Source organism: Arthrobacter sp. Soil_C_60 (assembly GCF_057656375.1).
Map to the genome: position 1 here is coordinate 183,819 of NZ_JBDGKM010000008.1, position 13,198 is coordinate 197,016.

A 13,198-nucleotide genomic window follows, 5' to 3' on the forward strand; every position below is an offset into this window, starting at 1 on the left:
AAAGCTGCCGTACTAAGTACGACGAGAGTATCGTACAGCGTACGAAAACGCGATAGGCTTAACTGAAATGCTTCGAGAAACAATTGGAACAAGCGAGGAACGCTCTCCTTTAAGCAGGGAGCGGGTACTGCGCGGAGCCATCGCCATCGCCGACGATAAGGGCCTCGCGGCACTCACCATGCGTTCGCTGGCGCAGGAACTCGGAGCCAAGCCGATGTCGCTCTACCATTACGTGGCGAACAAGGACGAGATGCTCGATGGCGTTGTGGACCTCGTCTTCAGCGAGATCGAGCTGCCGTCGTCGGCGGGGGACTGGCGAGCCGAGATACGGCGACGGGCGGATTCAGCGCGGCAGGCACTGCAGCGGCACCCGTGGGCAACAGCCCTGATGGAGTCACGCACTACGCCGGGGCCGGCCACCCTTCGGCATCACGACGCGATCCTCGGCACGCTGCGGGCGGCGGGCTTCTCCGTAAAGATGGCCGCCCACGCCTACGCCCTGCTCGACGCGTATGTCTACGGTTCCGCGCTGCAGGAAGCCGCGCTGCCTTTCAGCGGGCCGGATACCGTTGCCGGCGTCGCCGAACCGATAGTGCAGCTCTTTGCCGAGGGCGAGTACCCCCACCTCGTGGAAATGGCGACTGAACACGTGCTGAAACCTGGTTACGACTTCGGCGATGAATTCGAGTTCGGGCTCAACATGATCTTGGACGCGCTCGCGGCAGCCCTCCCCGGGAACCCTTCCTGATTTCCCGGACCGGTGCCCGCTATCCACGGTGGCGGATGACGGGCTTCGGCTAGACGGCCAGGCAGAGTCGGCTGAGCCGCGCCGGGTCGGCGAGCACGTCTATCGCCACGATCTTTCCGTTCCTGACAGTGAATGCCACGACTGAAACCGCCTGCTTGCGCGGAACCACCACGGCTCCAGCGCTCCCGTTGACAAGCGCCGGCCGCACGAATGGGGCGAGCTGCTGGTAAGTAACCGCTTGTCCAGCCACGCTCGAGGCGCCGCGCAGGACCGTGGTGGCAGCGGGACGGGCGAGTCCGCCGTCGGAACGAAGAACGACGTCGGGATCCAGCACCGCGACGAGCGCAGCGAAATCTCCGTGGCGGGAGGCTGCGAAAAAGCATCCACCGCTTTGCGCTGGCGTACTGGGTCGGCGTCGGGGATCTGGGATTCCTGCTCCACCAGGCGGCGGGCGCGGCTGGCGAGTTGCCGGGCCGCTGCCGGTGAGGTGTCGACAACCTCGGCAATCTCGTCGAACGGAACGCTGAACATGTCGTGCAGGACGAAAGCCAGCCGTTGGGCAGGAGTCAAGGCGTCCAGCACAATCAGCAGCGCGAGCCCGATGGAGTCGGCCAGCAGACTCTCCTGCTCAGGATCAGCCCCCTCGACGCGGCTCACCACCGGATCCGGCATGTGCAGCCCGAACGGCTGTTCCCGGCGTGTGTTTCGGGAACGCAGCAGGTTCAGGCAGACCCGTCCGAGCACGGTTGTCAGCCAGGCGCCAAGGTTTTCGACACTTTTGGGATCCGTGCCGCTGAGCCGCAACCAGGTCTCCTGGACAGCGTCGTCGGTTTCACTGAGCGAACCGAGCATCCGGTACGCCATGGCCCGGAGCCGGGCCCGGTGCGGCTCGAACTGCTCGGCCAGCTGTTCAAGATCGTCCATCTGTCACATTCTCCCGCCCGGAAGGGTCATAACAGTGAACCACGATAACGAGTAACAATCCTGATAGGGGAACAATAATGGAGTTGCACACCAACCAAGAGCACAGTACGACGACGCCGGTGCTGGTCACCGGCGGAACCGGGACGCTGGGGCGGCATCTGGTTCCGCGCCTGCAGGAAGCCGGTTGCCGCGTCCGGGTGTTGAGCCGGACTAAGCGCGAGCCGGTGGAGGGCATCGAATTCGTAACCGGGGATTTGGCGACCGGCGAGGGCATCGAAGCGGCGGTGGAAGGAGTGCAAATCATTGTCCACTGTGCCGGCAGCGGCAAAGGGGATGATGAAAAGGCACGCAATCTGGTTCGCGCCGCGGCGGGGGCCAACGTCCGGCATCTTGTGTATATTTCGGTGGTCGGCGCGGATCGCACACCGATCACCAGCGGCGTTGACCGGGCGATGTTCGGCTACGTCGGAGCCAAGCGGACGGCAGAGCTGATCATCGCCAATTCCGGGGTGCCCTACACGACGCTCCGGGCTACCCAGTTCCATGACCTGGTGCTGATGATGGCCCAGGGGATGGCCAAGCTGCCCGTGATACCGGTTCCTGCCGGACTCCGCGTCCAGCCAATCGATGCAGCGGAAGTAGCGGCACGGCTGGCCCAACTGGCCCTTGGCGGGCCGTCCGGCTTGGTACCGGAGATGGGCGGGCCTCAGGTGAACTTGATGGCGGACCTGGTCCGCAGCTACCTGCACGCCACCGGCCGTCGCCGCTTGATCATGCCGGTCCCGATGCCGGGCGGGGCAGCACTGGCGTTCAGGAACGGCGCCAACCTGACGCCCGAACAGGCGGTAGGCCGCAAGACGTGGGACGACTTTCTGGCGGACCGTTTGGGTCCTGTCCACCATTATGCCTGACGCTCTAGTCAACGCCCGGCGGAGGTTCTACTGTTTTCTTATCTGCTCCATCTTGGCAAAGGAGGGGTGTGGGAAAACCAGCGGCGCCCGAGGGGTGCCTTCCCAGCGGCCCCTCATAATGCGCGGTAGCGACCGGTTGCGCAACAGGTGTAACCGGCACCGGAATTCCCCCACGAAACATCATGCGGCTATGGGGACGCAACAAACCGGAACCGGTCAACCTTGACGAGTTGCTGGCGGGAGCCCGTCCCGGCCGAACCCCGAAGCGACGCGCCGGGCAGCGGCGCGTCGACCTGTGGCTGGCGAGCGTGGCGGTCGCAGCTTTGGGCGTCGGCATGATCGTGGCGCCCGCTGCGGTGGGCTTGTCTGTTGCCGGCAATTCCGTGCTGGACATGTGGGAGGAGCTGCCGACTGACCTGCCGGTGGACCGCCCGCTGCCGCAGCATACGGTGCTGCTGGACAAGGACGGCAAGGAATTTGCCCGCATCTACAGTGAAAACCGGACGGATGTGAAGCTGGACCAGGTGTCCGAGGCGTTCAAGGAAACACTGATCGCAACTGAGGACGCGCGGTTCTACGAGCATCGGGGCGTGGATCCCCTCGGCGTCACCCGCGCGCTGATCAACAATGTGACCAGCGAGAACGTTCAAGGCGCGTCCACCATCACGCAGCAGTTGGTCCAGAACATGCTGGTCAACCATGCGCGGGACGAAGTCGAGGAGCAGGTGGCAGTCGGCGTCACCTACAACGCCAAGATCCGCGAAGCCAAATACGCGCTTGCGCTGGAGAAACAGCTGTCCAAGGACGAGATCCTCACCCAGTACATGAACGCCGTCTACTTCGGCAACGGCGCCTACGGAGTGCAGGCGGCCGCCCGAATCTACTTCAGCACGACGGCGGCGAAGCTGAACCATGTCCAGTCGGCCCTGCTGGTCGGCATGCTCAAGGCACCCGTTGACCTCGACCCCTTCACCAACCCCGAAGGTGCCACGGAACGGCGCAACACCGTGTTGACGGTGCTCGAGCAACGAGGTGTCCTGACCGCCGAAGAGACTCAGGCGGCACTGGACTCGGACCTCGCCGTGAAGCGCGGCGCGGCCCCCTCCAGCTGCGGGGAATCCAAGTACCCCTTCTACTGCGAGGTTGTCCGCGAGGAAATCCTGACGAACAAGGCGTTTGGGAAGACACCCGAGGTCCGTCAGGAACGCTTCCACCTGGGCGGTTTAACGCTAACGACTACGTTGGACCGGAAAGCGGCAGACGCTGCACAGGCTGCGGTCGAGAAAGCACTGGGCAACACCAACCGTGCGGCCCTCGGTACCGCGATCATCGTGCCGGGCAAGGGCCATATCGCGGCCATCGCCCAGAACCGGGACTGGGGCGAGGGCAAGGGCAAGACGGAAGTGATCTACGCCAGAAACGCCTTTCAAGTCGGGTCTGCCATGAAACCCATCATTCTGGCCGAGGCGCTGGACCAAGGCATTCCGACCTCCACTCGGCTACGCGCTGACGGACCCTACCGATCGTCGAAACTCGATAACCCGCGCGGCGGCTATGTCAACTACGGCAACCGTGACTACGGGGTTATCAACGCCTATGAGGCCATCCGCAGCTCGGTGAATGTGTACTTCGTCCGCCTTATTGAACGCGTCGGGGTTATCAACGCGGCCAAGATGGCCGAAACACTGGGCATCACGTCCATCCCGACCGATCAGCTGGTTGGGCGGGAAGCCTCGCTGGCCCTGGGTGCCTACGAAGTGAGCCCGCTGGAGATGGCCAATGCCTACTCCGCCTTCATGGGCGGGGGAGTGCTCTGCCAGCCGGTGACGGTCATCAAGGCAGTGCGCACCGGCACCAAGGAAGAGCTGCCGGTCCCGGACCCTGACTGCCACCAGGCGATCGATGAGGACATAGCCGACACCGTGGCCGATGTGCTCAAGGAACCGTTCAAACGAACCGGCACCCTTGGGCCGCGGCTCCGCCCCGAAGGCCGGGAAGCGGGAGCCAAGACGGGCACCACCAACGATTTCGCCGCCAACTGGATTGTGGGCGGCACGCCTCAACTCGTGGCAGCCGTGTGGCTGGGCGACCCGAGGGGCGGCGCGCAATATCCGCTGACCCGGGTGGAAGCCTACGGCAACACCTATCGGGACTTGACCGGTTCCGAAGTTGCCGGTCCGGTCTGGCAAGACACCATGGAGGGCGCGCTCAAGGGCGAGAAGAAAGTCCGGCTACCCGACGGGCCCTGACCGAGTTCAGGGCAACCCGTACTTCCTATTTCCAATCTATATCCCGGCCGGGGGCTTGCGGCAAGCCCCCGGCCCGGCTGCATAATCGGCAAACGCGGGAACTGAGGGAATGGGGATGCGAATGTCGATGACCGAGCATGCGGTGGTGATCGCCGGAGGAGGTCCGACAGGGCTGATGCTGGCGGGTGAGTTAGCGTTGGCAGGGGTTGATGTGGCCGTCGTCGAGCGGCGTCCCAGCCAAGACCTTGCCGGCGCCCGCGCAGGTGGCTTGCACTCGCGCACTATTGAAGTCCTGGACCAGCGTGGGATAGCCGATCGATTCCTGTCGGAGGGGCAGGTGGCGCAGGTCGCCGGGTTCGGCGGCACTCATTTAAACATCAGCGACTTCCCCACCCGGCATAACTATGGGCTCGGGCTGTGGCAGATCCACATCGAGCGGATCCTGGCCGGCTGGGTCAACGATTTGGACGTGACAATCTATCGCGGACGCGAGGTGACCGGTTTCGCTCAGGTCGACACCGGCGTCGACATCAAGCTGGCTGATGGCGGGAAGCTGCGGGCGGAGTACCTCGTTGGCTGCGACGGCGGGCGCAGCCTGGTTCGTAAGGCGGCCGGCATCGAGTTCCCCGGAAGTGATCCGACCGTCAGCAACCTGATCGCCGAGGTCGAGATGGCCGAGAAGCCGGAGCTGGGTATTCGCCGCGACGCCCTCGGCCTCCATGCCTTAGGCAAGCTGAATTATGAAATTCGCGACGGCGAGGTGGTCTTCCTGGATGGCGGGCCTGTGCAGGTCATGGTGACTGAAGCACACGTGGGAAACACGACAGAACCCACGTTGAGTGATCTCAGCGAGGCGCTCATCACTGTTTACGGGACGGACTACGGGGTCCACGATCCAACGTGGATCTCCAGGTTCACAGACATGGCCCGGCTGGCCGCGGCCTACCGGGACAGGCGCGTCCTGCTGGCAGGCGATGCCGCGCACGTGCACTCCCCGGACGGTGGACAAGGCCTCAACACGGGCATGCAGGATGCGGTGAATCTGGGGTGGAAGTTGGCTCAGGTCGTTAAGGGGACATCGCCGGTGAGCCTTCTGGATACCTACCACGCCGAGCGGCATCCGGTTGCTGCTCGCGTGCTGCGCAACTCGATGGCGCAAGTCGCGCTCCGCCGCGCTGACGAGCGCACTGCGGCCTTGCGCGACACCGTCGCCGAGCTGCTGCGTATGGACGAACCGCGGAAGCGATTCGGAGCCATGATGTCGGGCCTGGACGTCCGCTACGACCTCGGCGAGGGACATCCGCTGCTCGGACGCCGTATGCCCGATCTTGACCTGGCCACCGCCGACGGTCCCGTCCGCGTGTTCACCCTGCTGCATCGGGCCAACCCCGTGCTCCTCAACCTCGGCGAGCCCGGGCGCTTCGACATCACGTCATGGGCAGATCGTGTCCAACTGGTCGACGCGGAATTTGCCGGTGCGTGGGAGCTTCCAGCAATCGGTGCGGTCACTGCGCCTACAGCGGTGTTGATTCGTCCCGATGGGTACGTGGCTTGGGTGGGAGAGTCGACTGACCCCGGGCTCCCCGACGCTCTCACCACCTGGTTTGGTGCGCCTGCCGTGGCGTAGCGCACCAAAGAAGGGCATGCCAACCATAGTTTCCTACGAGGTCCGTGGCGGTTGCGGTGCAACCGCCATGCAAATCCAGCCAGTGATGCAACTCTCGCGCCATACTGGTGAAACTACTTCAGCGGAGGTCGACGTGGACGCCACCGAAAATGGGACCGGCGCGACAATGCCTGTCCGCCTGGTCGCCGTGAATCAGGCCGGCGCTGACTCAGTGGCACGGATTCCGCCAGACATGCTCTGCACGTACGCACCGGATGGGGTAGCCATCGATACCAAAGCCTATGCCGCTGATGAAACCGACCCGCGCGACCTCGACAAAATCCTCGCCGCGCTGCGGGGCGGGGACTCCGGACAGACATATATCGGAGTGGCCGGGCCAAGTCCATGCCCCGACGCGTTCGGGAGTGCAGACGCCGACGGCGACTGACTAGGGGCGGACTCGACGGAGGGTCGGTCCCCCCACCTTAGAACCCACAGCATGGGAGTAGCGGTACGAAGCTTCGTCGTGCTTGCCGATAGTGTGTGGAGGTGTGCGTTCCATTCGCTCCGGTCATGGTGCGAAGACGAAGTATGGGGGAAGTAATTGGCCAAGAAACCATCCGTAGGAATGACTGCTGTCCTTTTGCTGGCAGCCGGCTTGGTACTTGGTATCAGCACACTCCCCGGCAAGCACGGCCTCCCCGCTTCCGTAACCGAGGCCGCGTCTCCTTCGCCGGGTGTCCTCGGCGCCCCCTCTCCTCCCGCGTTCGAATCTGAGGTCAGAGACGTAAAGAATGATTCCGAGGCGAGAGTTTATGAGCCATTCAACGAATGCTTTGAAGACTATGCCGATGGTCCAGGCGCTGATCTGGACCGGCAGTACATGATCGGTCCGGAGAACAGCGTGATCGTTTCCCCTGAGGAAATGAAGGCCATGGGGCGCCCCGAAGCTGAAATCCACGCACAACGAGCAAGGTGGAACGAACTTTCGCCGGAAGAACGCGAAGAGCAGTTATGCCGGGCAGCCCATCAGAACAAAGTTATCGGCCAATAGTCCTGCATAGCCCTGAGGGCTCGGCGGGTCAGGAATTCTCGGTTTGTTTCTCGATCCCTCGGGGGACACTTTCCGCCCTTGCCCGCCGTTGCTCAACCTCCATCCAAAGCTGGCGTTGCGCTGCTGGTGACGCTGGTCTTCTTTCAAGGCTGGACGAATGAGAGTGCAGAAAGCAGGATGGAGCCATGAGCTCCCACAATGCACTTCTTAAGCATGTATCCATCGCAGCCAAGGAATCCACGTTGGTAGCGAAATTCGATATAGACGGCAACCTTCCCGGCTCGGGGCCCTATGTGGTCGGCCTCGTGGCTGCCACCCCGGATCATTCCCACCAACGCAGAATGGGAATCGAGTTTATTAACGGCGAAGCTGTCTCGTTCTATTGCTTCAGCCATGACGGCACCGAGGAGAACTTTGACCTCAGCGGTGTGGAGCATTCAGGGAATACTATTACCGGCCACTTCCCCATAAGTACGGTACTGGGACTGGAAAAAGGGCACCTAATGACAGCGTTTAGCGAGGCCGAGGGGCGAGAATATCAGGCCAATGTGCCAGTGGAGGAAGCGCTCTCATAGGCGGGTCAATCATTGGACAGGGCGCTGCAACGGCTGAAGCCGTATCGGCACTATGGGCGACAGCGCAAGTACCGTGGCGCACAGCTTGTCCGTGGTCAGCGGTTGTGGACGTAAGGCTCCGTTTGAACTGAACCTGTGCGTTCTGGCTAATGGCGAACGAACTAGTCTTCTCCAAACTGCAAGGGACACTTCAGGGGCGCTTCTTCTTCCTTTTCTTACGTTGGGGTTGGACGCGCTGCGGCCTCGCTGGCGCATCTTCAGCGGCGGTCGACTCCGCCTTATTTTCGCCCGTTTTGTTCCCTAGGTTAGGAAGGGTCGGGAGCCCTTTGGCGGCACGGCGTGCGGCAAGAGCTTTGGCTGCGGGGGATCCAGGGGTCGGCATGCGGCGGATTACGAAGAACTGTTGCGCCATGGTCCAGAGATTGGTGGTGGTCCAGTAGATGAGAACGCCAATTGGGAAGTTGATGCCACCGATGCCAAAGACGACAGGCAGGATATAAAGCATCATCTTTTGCTGGCGCATAAATGGGCTGGCCATGGCTTCTTCCGACATGTTTTTTGCCATGATCTGCTTCTGCGTGATGAATTGCGAGCCCGTCATTGCCAGGATCATGACGATGGTCAGAACCGTGACCGCGACGTTCTCGAAGCCGCCGTGCAGCAGCGCCGCCGATAGTGGAGCGCCGAAAATTGTGGACTCTTCGAACTGCTGGACCTGTTCGTGGCTCATCGCCCCGATGCCCTTGCCCTCTTGGGAAGCGGTAGTGACACCGGCGAGCATAGTGAAGAGGGCGAAGAAGAACGGCATTTGAATCAGCATCGGCAAGCACGCCGAGAATGGGTTAGTGCCGTGTCTCTTGTAGATGGCCATTTGTTCCTGTGCCCTGGCCTGGCGGGACAGTTGGTCGGTCTTGCCCTTGTATTTGTCCTGCAGCTTTTGCAGGTCAGGTTGGGGCAGTTGCATGCTCCGCTGCGCTTTGATTTGTTTCATGAAGATGGGAATAAGCGCCGCTCTGATCACCAGCACGAGGCCGATGATGGACGCGGTCCAGGTCCAGCCCGAAGCCGCAGGGAGGCCGATGAAGCTTAGTCCTTCATGGAAGCCCAGCATGATGAGAGATACGAACCATTTGAAGGGAAACAGGATTGTCTCGAAGAAGTCCATGCAGTATCCCTATTCGTTGGGCCGCAGCGCCGCCTTCTTCATTGGACCAAGTAGCCAGCTACGGATTTGGATTTCCAGTTATTCACGCTGACTGACGGAAGCTTTCATACTGTGAGCCTAGCTCAAGCTGCAATCACCGCTTCGGAATTCTCGGGCCGCCAATCGCAATCGGGAGACTTTAGGAACTAGCCGTCCAAACCTTTTCCAAGCCTGAGTCCAGACCACAGAGGGGCCGAGTGCCGTGCCCTCTGCCCCTCTGTGGCTAGACCCGAAGGACTCCTTCAGTTATCCATTCGGTCTAGAGTGCCCGCGTGCCTGGGACACCGGTTCGTCCCCGTAACGGCAACTGACAGTTGGAGTCTGCGCGGCAATCGCAATTGGCTTCGGTGTACCAAGTGACTCGCAGCTCCCCCTCCTTCATTGCGCCACTGGCCCGGACGTAAAGGAAGAGCCGTAGGGCCTCCCGGGCCACCGGAACGTCAGCGTTGCACGGGGTCACCGGCTCCAAGTAGCCGCGCGATCGCGGCACGGTCGGCGGCCGCTTCCCAGTCGCCTGGCGCGGTGCAGGCGATCGCGCCGCAGGCAGCGGCCGTGCGGAGACGCTCCGTCAGCGAGGCGCCGGCGAGGAGCTCGGCCAGGTAGCCAGCCACGAACGCGTCCCCGGCGCCGACTGTGTCGACAGCGTGCACGGGGAATGCCGACTGTTCCACGGCCCGGCCATCGGCAAGCGCGTACGCGCCCTCAGCTCCGAGCTTCACGATCGCCTGCGTTGGGCCCAGATCGATAATCGCCGCGGCCTGCGCTGCCGGCTCGCGCTCGCCGGTGAGTAGTTCCGCCTCGTCATCGCCAGCGAAGACGACATCGGCGCGGGCCGCGATCTCGCGGTACGCGAAGGCTGCCGTTGCGTGGCTCCACAGCCGCGAGCGGTGATTTACGTCGAACGAGACGATAGTGCCGCCAGCGTTCGCGGCATCGATCGCGGCGTCCAATGCAGCGCGCGGACCAGCACCAAGCGCGGCCGTGATGCCGGTGATGTGCAGGATACGAGCCTCCCGAATGCGGGCGACGTCGAGGTGCTCCGGCGCGAGACGGGAGCCTGCGCTGCCTGCACGGTAGTACGAGACGGCGCTGGCGCCCGCCGCCGGACGCTCTTTCAACATGAGGGCGGTGGGCGCCGTCGGATCGAGGGTCGTCGCGGCGCTGACGCCCTCGGCCCGAAGCTGTCGCACGATTAGGCGGCCGAGCGCGTCATCACCGAGGCGACTCATCCAGGTCACGGGCACGCCTAGGCGCGCCAGGCCAATCGCGACGTTGCTCTCGGCGCCCCCGAAGCCCAGATCCATCGTAGGCACGAGCTCAAGCCTGCCGATGCGGGAGGCGACAAGCAGCCCCAGCGACTCACCGAGCGCGACGACGCTCATTGCCCGGCCCCCAAGCCTGCCTTGGCTCGAACCGCGACCGCCTCCCGCGCTGCCTCGGCGACTGCCTCGGCGCCTGCCGCGACACGCGCGGGGGCAGCGATCCACGAGCCACTTGCCGCGAAGACGGCCGGATGCGCCAGGTACTCGCCGAGGTTGGCGGTGCTCACCCCTCCGCTGGGCATGAAGCGCACTCCTGGAAAGACCGGGGCCAGCGCGTTGACGAGGGCGAGCCCGCCCGCGGCGCCGGCGGGGAAGAGCTTGAGCCGTTCAAGTCCGAGGCGGATGCCGCGTTGTATGTCACTTGGCGTCATCACCCCCGGCAGCACCGGCACACCCGCGGTGAGCGCGGCTTCGACGATTTCCTCGTCAAGACCCGGCGCGACGACAAATGCTGCGCCGACGTCGAGTGCACGGCGCAATTGATCGCGATCGAGGACGGTGCCGGCGCCGACAAGCACGTCACCTCGCGCGGCAATGCGCTCGATCGCCGCCATCCCGTAAGGGTTGCGCAGCGCGACCTCGAGCACCGGCAGGCCGCCGGCGAGGAGGCCGTCGGCGATCACATCGGCGGCCGCGGCGTCGTCGACGGTTGCGAGCGGGACAACGCCGCTTAGCTCGAGCATCATCGTGCCATCCATCCGCCGTCGACCGGCAACGTGACGCCGGTGACGTAGGCGGCCGACGGGCTGGCGAGGAAGACTGTCGCGCCCTGCAGATCCTCGGCATCGCCCCAGCGTCCGGCTGGGATGCGATCGAGGATAGCTTGCGAGCGGTCCTCATCGGCGCGCAGGGCCGCGGTGTTGTCGGTGGCGATGTAGCCCGGTGCGATCGCATTCACCGTGACGCCCCGCGCGGACCATTCATTGCTGAGCGCCTTCACGAGACCGGCAATGCCCGACTTCGCCGCGGTGTACCCCGGCACGGTGATGCCGCCCTGGAAGCTCAATAGGCTCGCAGTGAAGACGATGCGACCGTAGCCGCGCTCAAGCATCCCGGCCGCAACTGCCTGCGTGAGGACGAACTGGTTGCGCAGGTTCACGTCGAGCACCTCGTCCCACCATTCGAGCGGATGCTCCGCCGCGGGCGATCGGCGGATGGTGCCGGCGTTGTTCACCAGGATGTCAGCGCGATCCTGGACAGCCGCCCCGAAGGCGGCGACGGCATCGCGGTCGCGGAAGTCGACGGCATATCCCTCAAAAGCGCGTCCGAGTTCGCGTACTCGCGCACCGATCGCACCGCCGTCGGGTTCCTGGCTCGCGGATGCCGCAATAATGTCGGCACCGGCCATTGCGAGCCCCTCAGCCATTGCGAAGCCGATGCCTCTGCGGGCACCGGTGACCACGGCCGTCGTACCGGTCAGGTCAAATGAGATACTCACGCGCGCACCCCCTGCACGTCGACAAGAATTTTCATTGCGGACGCGGCGAGCAGTGCCTCGAACGCTTCCGAGGTGTCATCAAGTGGCACGACGCGCGTAATGAGCGCGTCCGCCGGTACCACGCCGGAGGCGAGCAGCTCGATGGCGCGCACGAAGTCCTCGCGCTCGTAAACACGGGCGCCAAGCACCTCAAGTTCGCGCCAGAAGATGCGATGGAGATCGACGGGCACCGGTTCGGGGTGAATCGCGACGAATACCACGCGCCCGCGAGTGCGAGCGTGCCGAGTGGCGTCAAGCGCGGTGCCGCGGGTGCCCGCGACCTCGAACACGACGTCGGCTCCGGCGCCGCCGGTGCGCTCTTCGACGACGGCTGCGAGGTCGCCCTCGATGGGATCGACGACGATGGTGCCCTGCTGTGCAGCGAACGCGCGGCGGGCGGCGTCCGGCTCAGCCAGGATCACCTCCGCACCCACGGCGCGAGCCACGACGGCGATGAGCTGGCCGATGGGCCCGCCACCGATTACGACGGCGGTCTCGCCCGCCGCGAGCCGCGAGCGCCGCACGTCGTGCACCGCTACTGCGAGCGGCTCGACGAGCGCGGCGTGCTCGAGCGAGACGCCTTCAGGTAGCGGAACCACGAGGGAAGCGGGCACCGTCCACTGCTCCTGGAGCGCGCCGGGGGAGTCGATGCCAACGAAGTCGAGACGCTGGCAGATGTGCTGGTGGCCGGCGCGGCAGGAGGCGCACTCCCCGCACCAGCGCAACGGCATCACAGTGACCGGTTGCCCCGGTGTCAGCGAGTCCACGTCAGAGCCGATCGCGCTGATGACGCCGCTCATCTCGTGGCCGATCACTGCCGGCATGTCCACTCGAGTGTCCATGTGGCCTTGCACTATGTGCAGGTCGGTGCCGCAGATTCCGTTGTATGCGACGCGTATGGTGACTTCCCCGGCTGCAGGCGGTTTGGCTTCAACGTCGCCCACCTCGATCCTTTGATCGCCGATGTATCTAGCTGCTCGCAATGCCATCTCTCCTTCTTCGGTCCGCTGTTCGTCTAATGGAACCATGTTCCGCTACAAGTTCCGTGTGGCGCAACCGAGTTCTATCTGGTTATAGTAGTCTTCGATCACGCCGGTGGTGCAAATCACATTGATCAAATGACTCGAC

At 63.8% G+C, this 13,198-nt stretch carries 13 protein-coding genes; 7 read left to right on the top strand and 6 right to left on the bottom strand.

Annotated elements, in window-relative coordinates; all coding sequences use genetic code 11:
- Positions 1–67: 67 nt before the first annotated feature.
- Positions 68–748, top strand: coding sequence for a TetR/AcrR family transcriptional regulator (locus AC3A4M_RS16495; protein WP_498736994.1), 681 nt, complete (start codon positions 68–70; stop codon positions 746–748).
- A gap of 99 nt (positions 749–847) precedes the next feature.
- Here AC3A4M_RS16495 and AC3A4M_RS16500 read toward each other — a convergent pair whose 3' ends face one another.
- On the bottom strand, positions 848–1,672 hold the full coding sequence (locus tag AC3A4M_RS16500) for a sigma-70 family RNA polymerase sigma factor (RefSeq protein ID WP_498736995.1): 825 nt from the start codon (positions 1,670–1,672) through the stop codon (positions 848–850).
- Positions 1,673–1,749: 77 nt separating this feature from the next.
- On the opposite strand from AC3A4M_RS16500, the gene AC3A4M_RS16505 reads away from it, so the two are divergent.
- The 6 genes from AC3A4M_RS16505 to AC3A4M_RS16530 all read left to right on the top strand — a co-directional run bounded on the left by AC3A4M_RS16505 (position 1,750) and on the right by AC3A4M_RS16530 (position 8,067).
- The gene (locus tag AC3A4M_RS16505; RefSeq protein WP_498736997.1) at positions 1,750–2,583 is read left to right on the top strand and encodes an SDR family oxidoreductase; all 834 of its coding nucleotides are present in this window, start codon (positions 1,750–1,752) and stop codon (positions 2,581–2,583) included.
- Positions 2,584–2,765: 182 nt separating this feature from the next.
- Positions 2,766–4,832, top strand: a complete 2,067-nt coding sequence (locus tag AC3A4M_RS16510) for a transglycosylase domain-containing protein (RefSeq protein WP_498736999.1) — start codon at positions 2,766–2,768, stop codon at positions 4,830–4,832.
- Positions 4,833–4,953: 121 nt separating this feature from the next.
- Positions 4,954–6,459 carry an FAD-dependent monooxygenase gene (locus AC3A4M_RS16515; protein ID WP_498737001.1) on the top strand — a complete coding sequence of 502 codons (1,506 nt, stop codon included), beginning with the start codon at positions 4,954–4,956 and terminating at the stop codon, positions 6,457–6,459.
- A gap of 16 nt (positions 6,460–6,475) precedes the next feature.
- Positions 6,476–6,886 carry a hypothetical protein gene (locus AC3A4M_RS16520; protein ID WP_498737003.1) on the top strand — a complete coding sequence of 137 codons (411 nt, stop codon included), beginning with the start codon at positions 6,476–6,478 and terminating at the stop codon, positions 6,884–6,886.
- A gap of 180 nt (positions 6,887–7,066) precedes the next feature.
- Positions 7,067–7,492 carry a hypothetical protein gene (locus tag AC3A4M_RS16525; RefSeq protein WP_498737004.1) on the top strand — a complete coding sequence of 142 codons (426 nt, stop codon included), beginning with the start codon at positions 7,067–7,069 and terminating at the stop codon, positions 7,490–7,492.
- A 185-nt stretch (positions 7,493–7,677) separates the two neighbouring features.
- Positions 7,678–8,067: a hypothetical protein gene (locus AC3A4M_RS16530; protein WP_498737007.1), complete on the top strand. Its 390-nt coding sequence runs from the start codon at positions 7,678–7,680 to the stop codon at positions 8,065–8,067.
- A 190-nt stretch (positions 8,068–8,257) separates the two neighbouring features.
- Here the strand turns inward: AC3A4M_RS16530 and yidC are convergent, their stop codons facing one another.
- The 5 genes from yidC to AC3A4M_RS16555 form a co-directional block, all read right to left on the bottom strand.
- Positions 8,258–9,232 (bottom strand): membrane protein insertase YidC, encoded by a 975-nt coding sequence (gene yidC, locus AC3A4M_RS16535; protein ID WP_498737009.1) that lies wholly within the window; start codon positions 9,230–9,232, stop codon positions 8,258–8,260.
- Between the two features lie 479 nt (positions 9,233–9,711).
- The gene (locus tag AC3A4M_RS16540; protein WP_498737010.1) at positions 9,712–10,653 is read right to left on the bottom strand and encodes a sugar kinase; all 942 of its coding nucleotides are present in this window, start codon (positions 10,651–10,653) and stop codon (positions 9,712–9,714) included.
- Complete coding sequence (locus AC3A4M_RS16545; RefSeq protein ID WP_498737012.1) at positions 10,650–11,279, bottom strand: bifunctional 4-hydroxy-2-oxoglutarate aldolase/2-dehydro-3-deoxy-phosphogluconate aldolase; 630 nt, start codon at positions 11,277–11,279, stop codon at positions 10,650–10,652. The genes AC3A4M_RS16540 and AC3A4M_RS16545 overlap by 4 nt, the downstream gene beginning before the upstream one ends.
- Positions 11,276–12,031 (bottom strand): SDR family oxidoreductase, encoded by a 756-nt coding sequence (locus AC3A4M_RS16550; RefSeq protein WP_498737014.1) that lies wholly within the window; start codon positions 12,029–12,031, stop codon positions 11,276–11,278. The genes AC3A4M_RS16545 and AC3A4M_RS16550 overlap by 4 nt, the downstream gene beginning before the upstream one ends.
- Positions 12,028–13,059, bottom strand: coding sequence for a zinc-dependent alcohol dehydrogenase (locus AC3A4M_RS16555; protein ID WP_498737016.1), 1,032 nt, complete (start codon positions 13,057–13,059; stop codon positions 12,028–12,030). Before AC3A4M_RS16555 ends, AC3A4M_RS16550 begins: the two co-directional genes overlap by 4 nt.
- Positions 13,060–13,198: the final 139 nt, after the last annotated feature.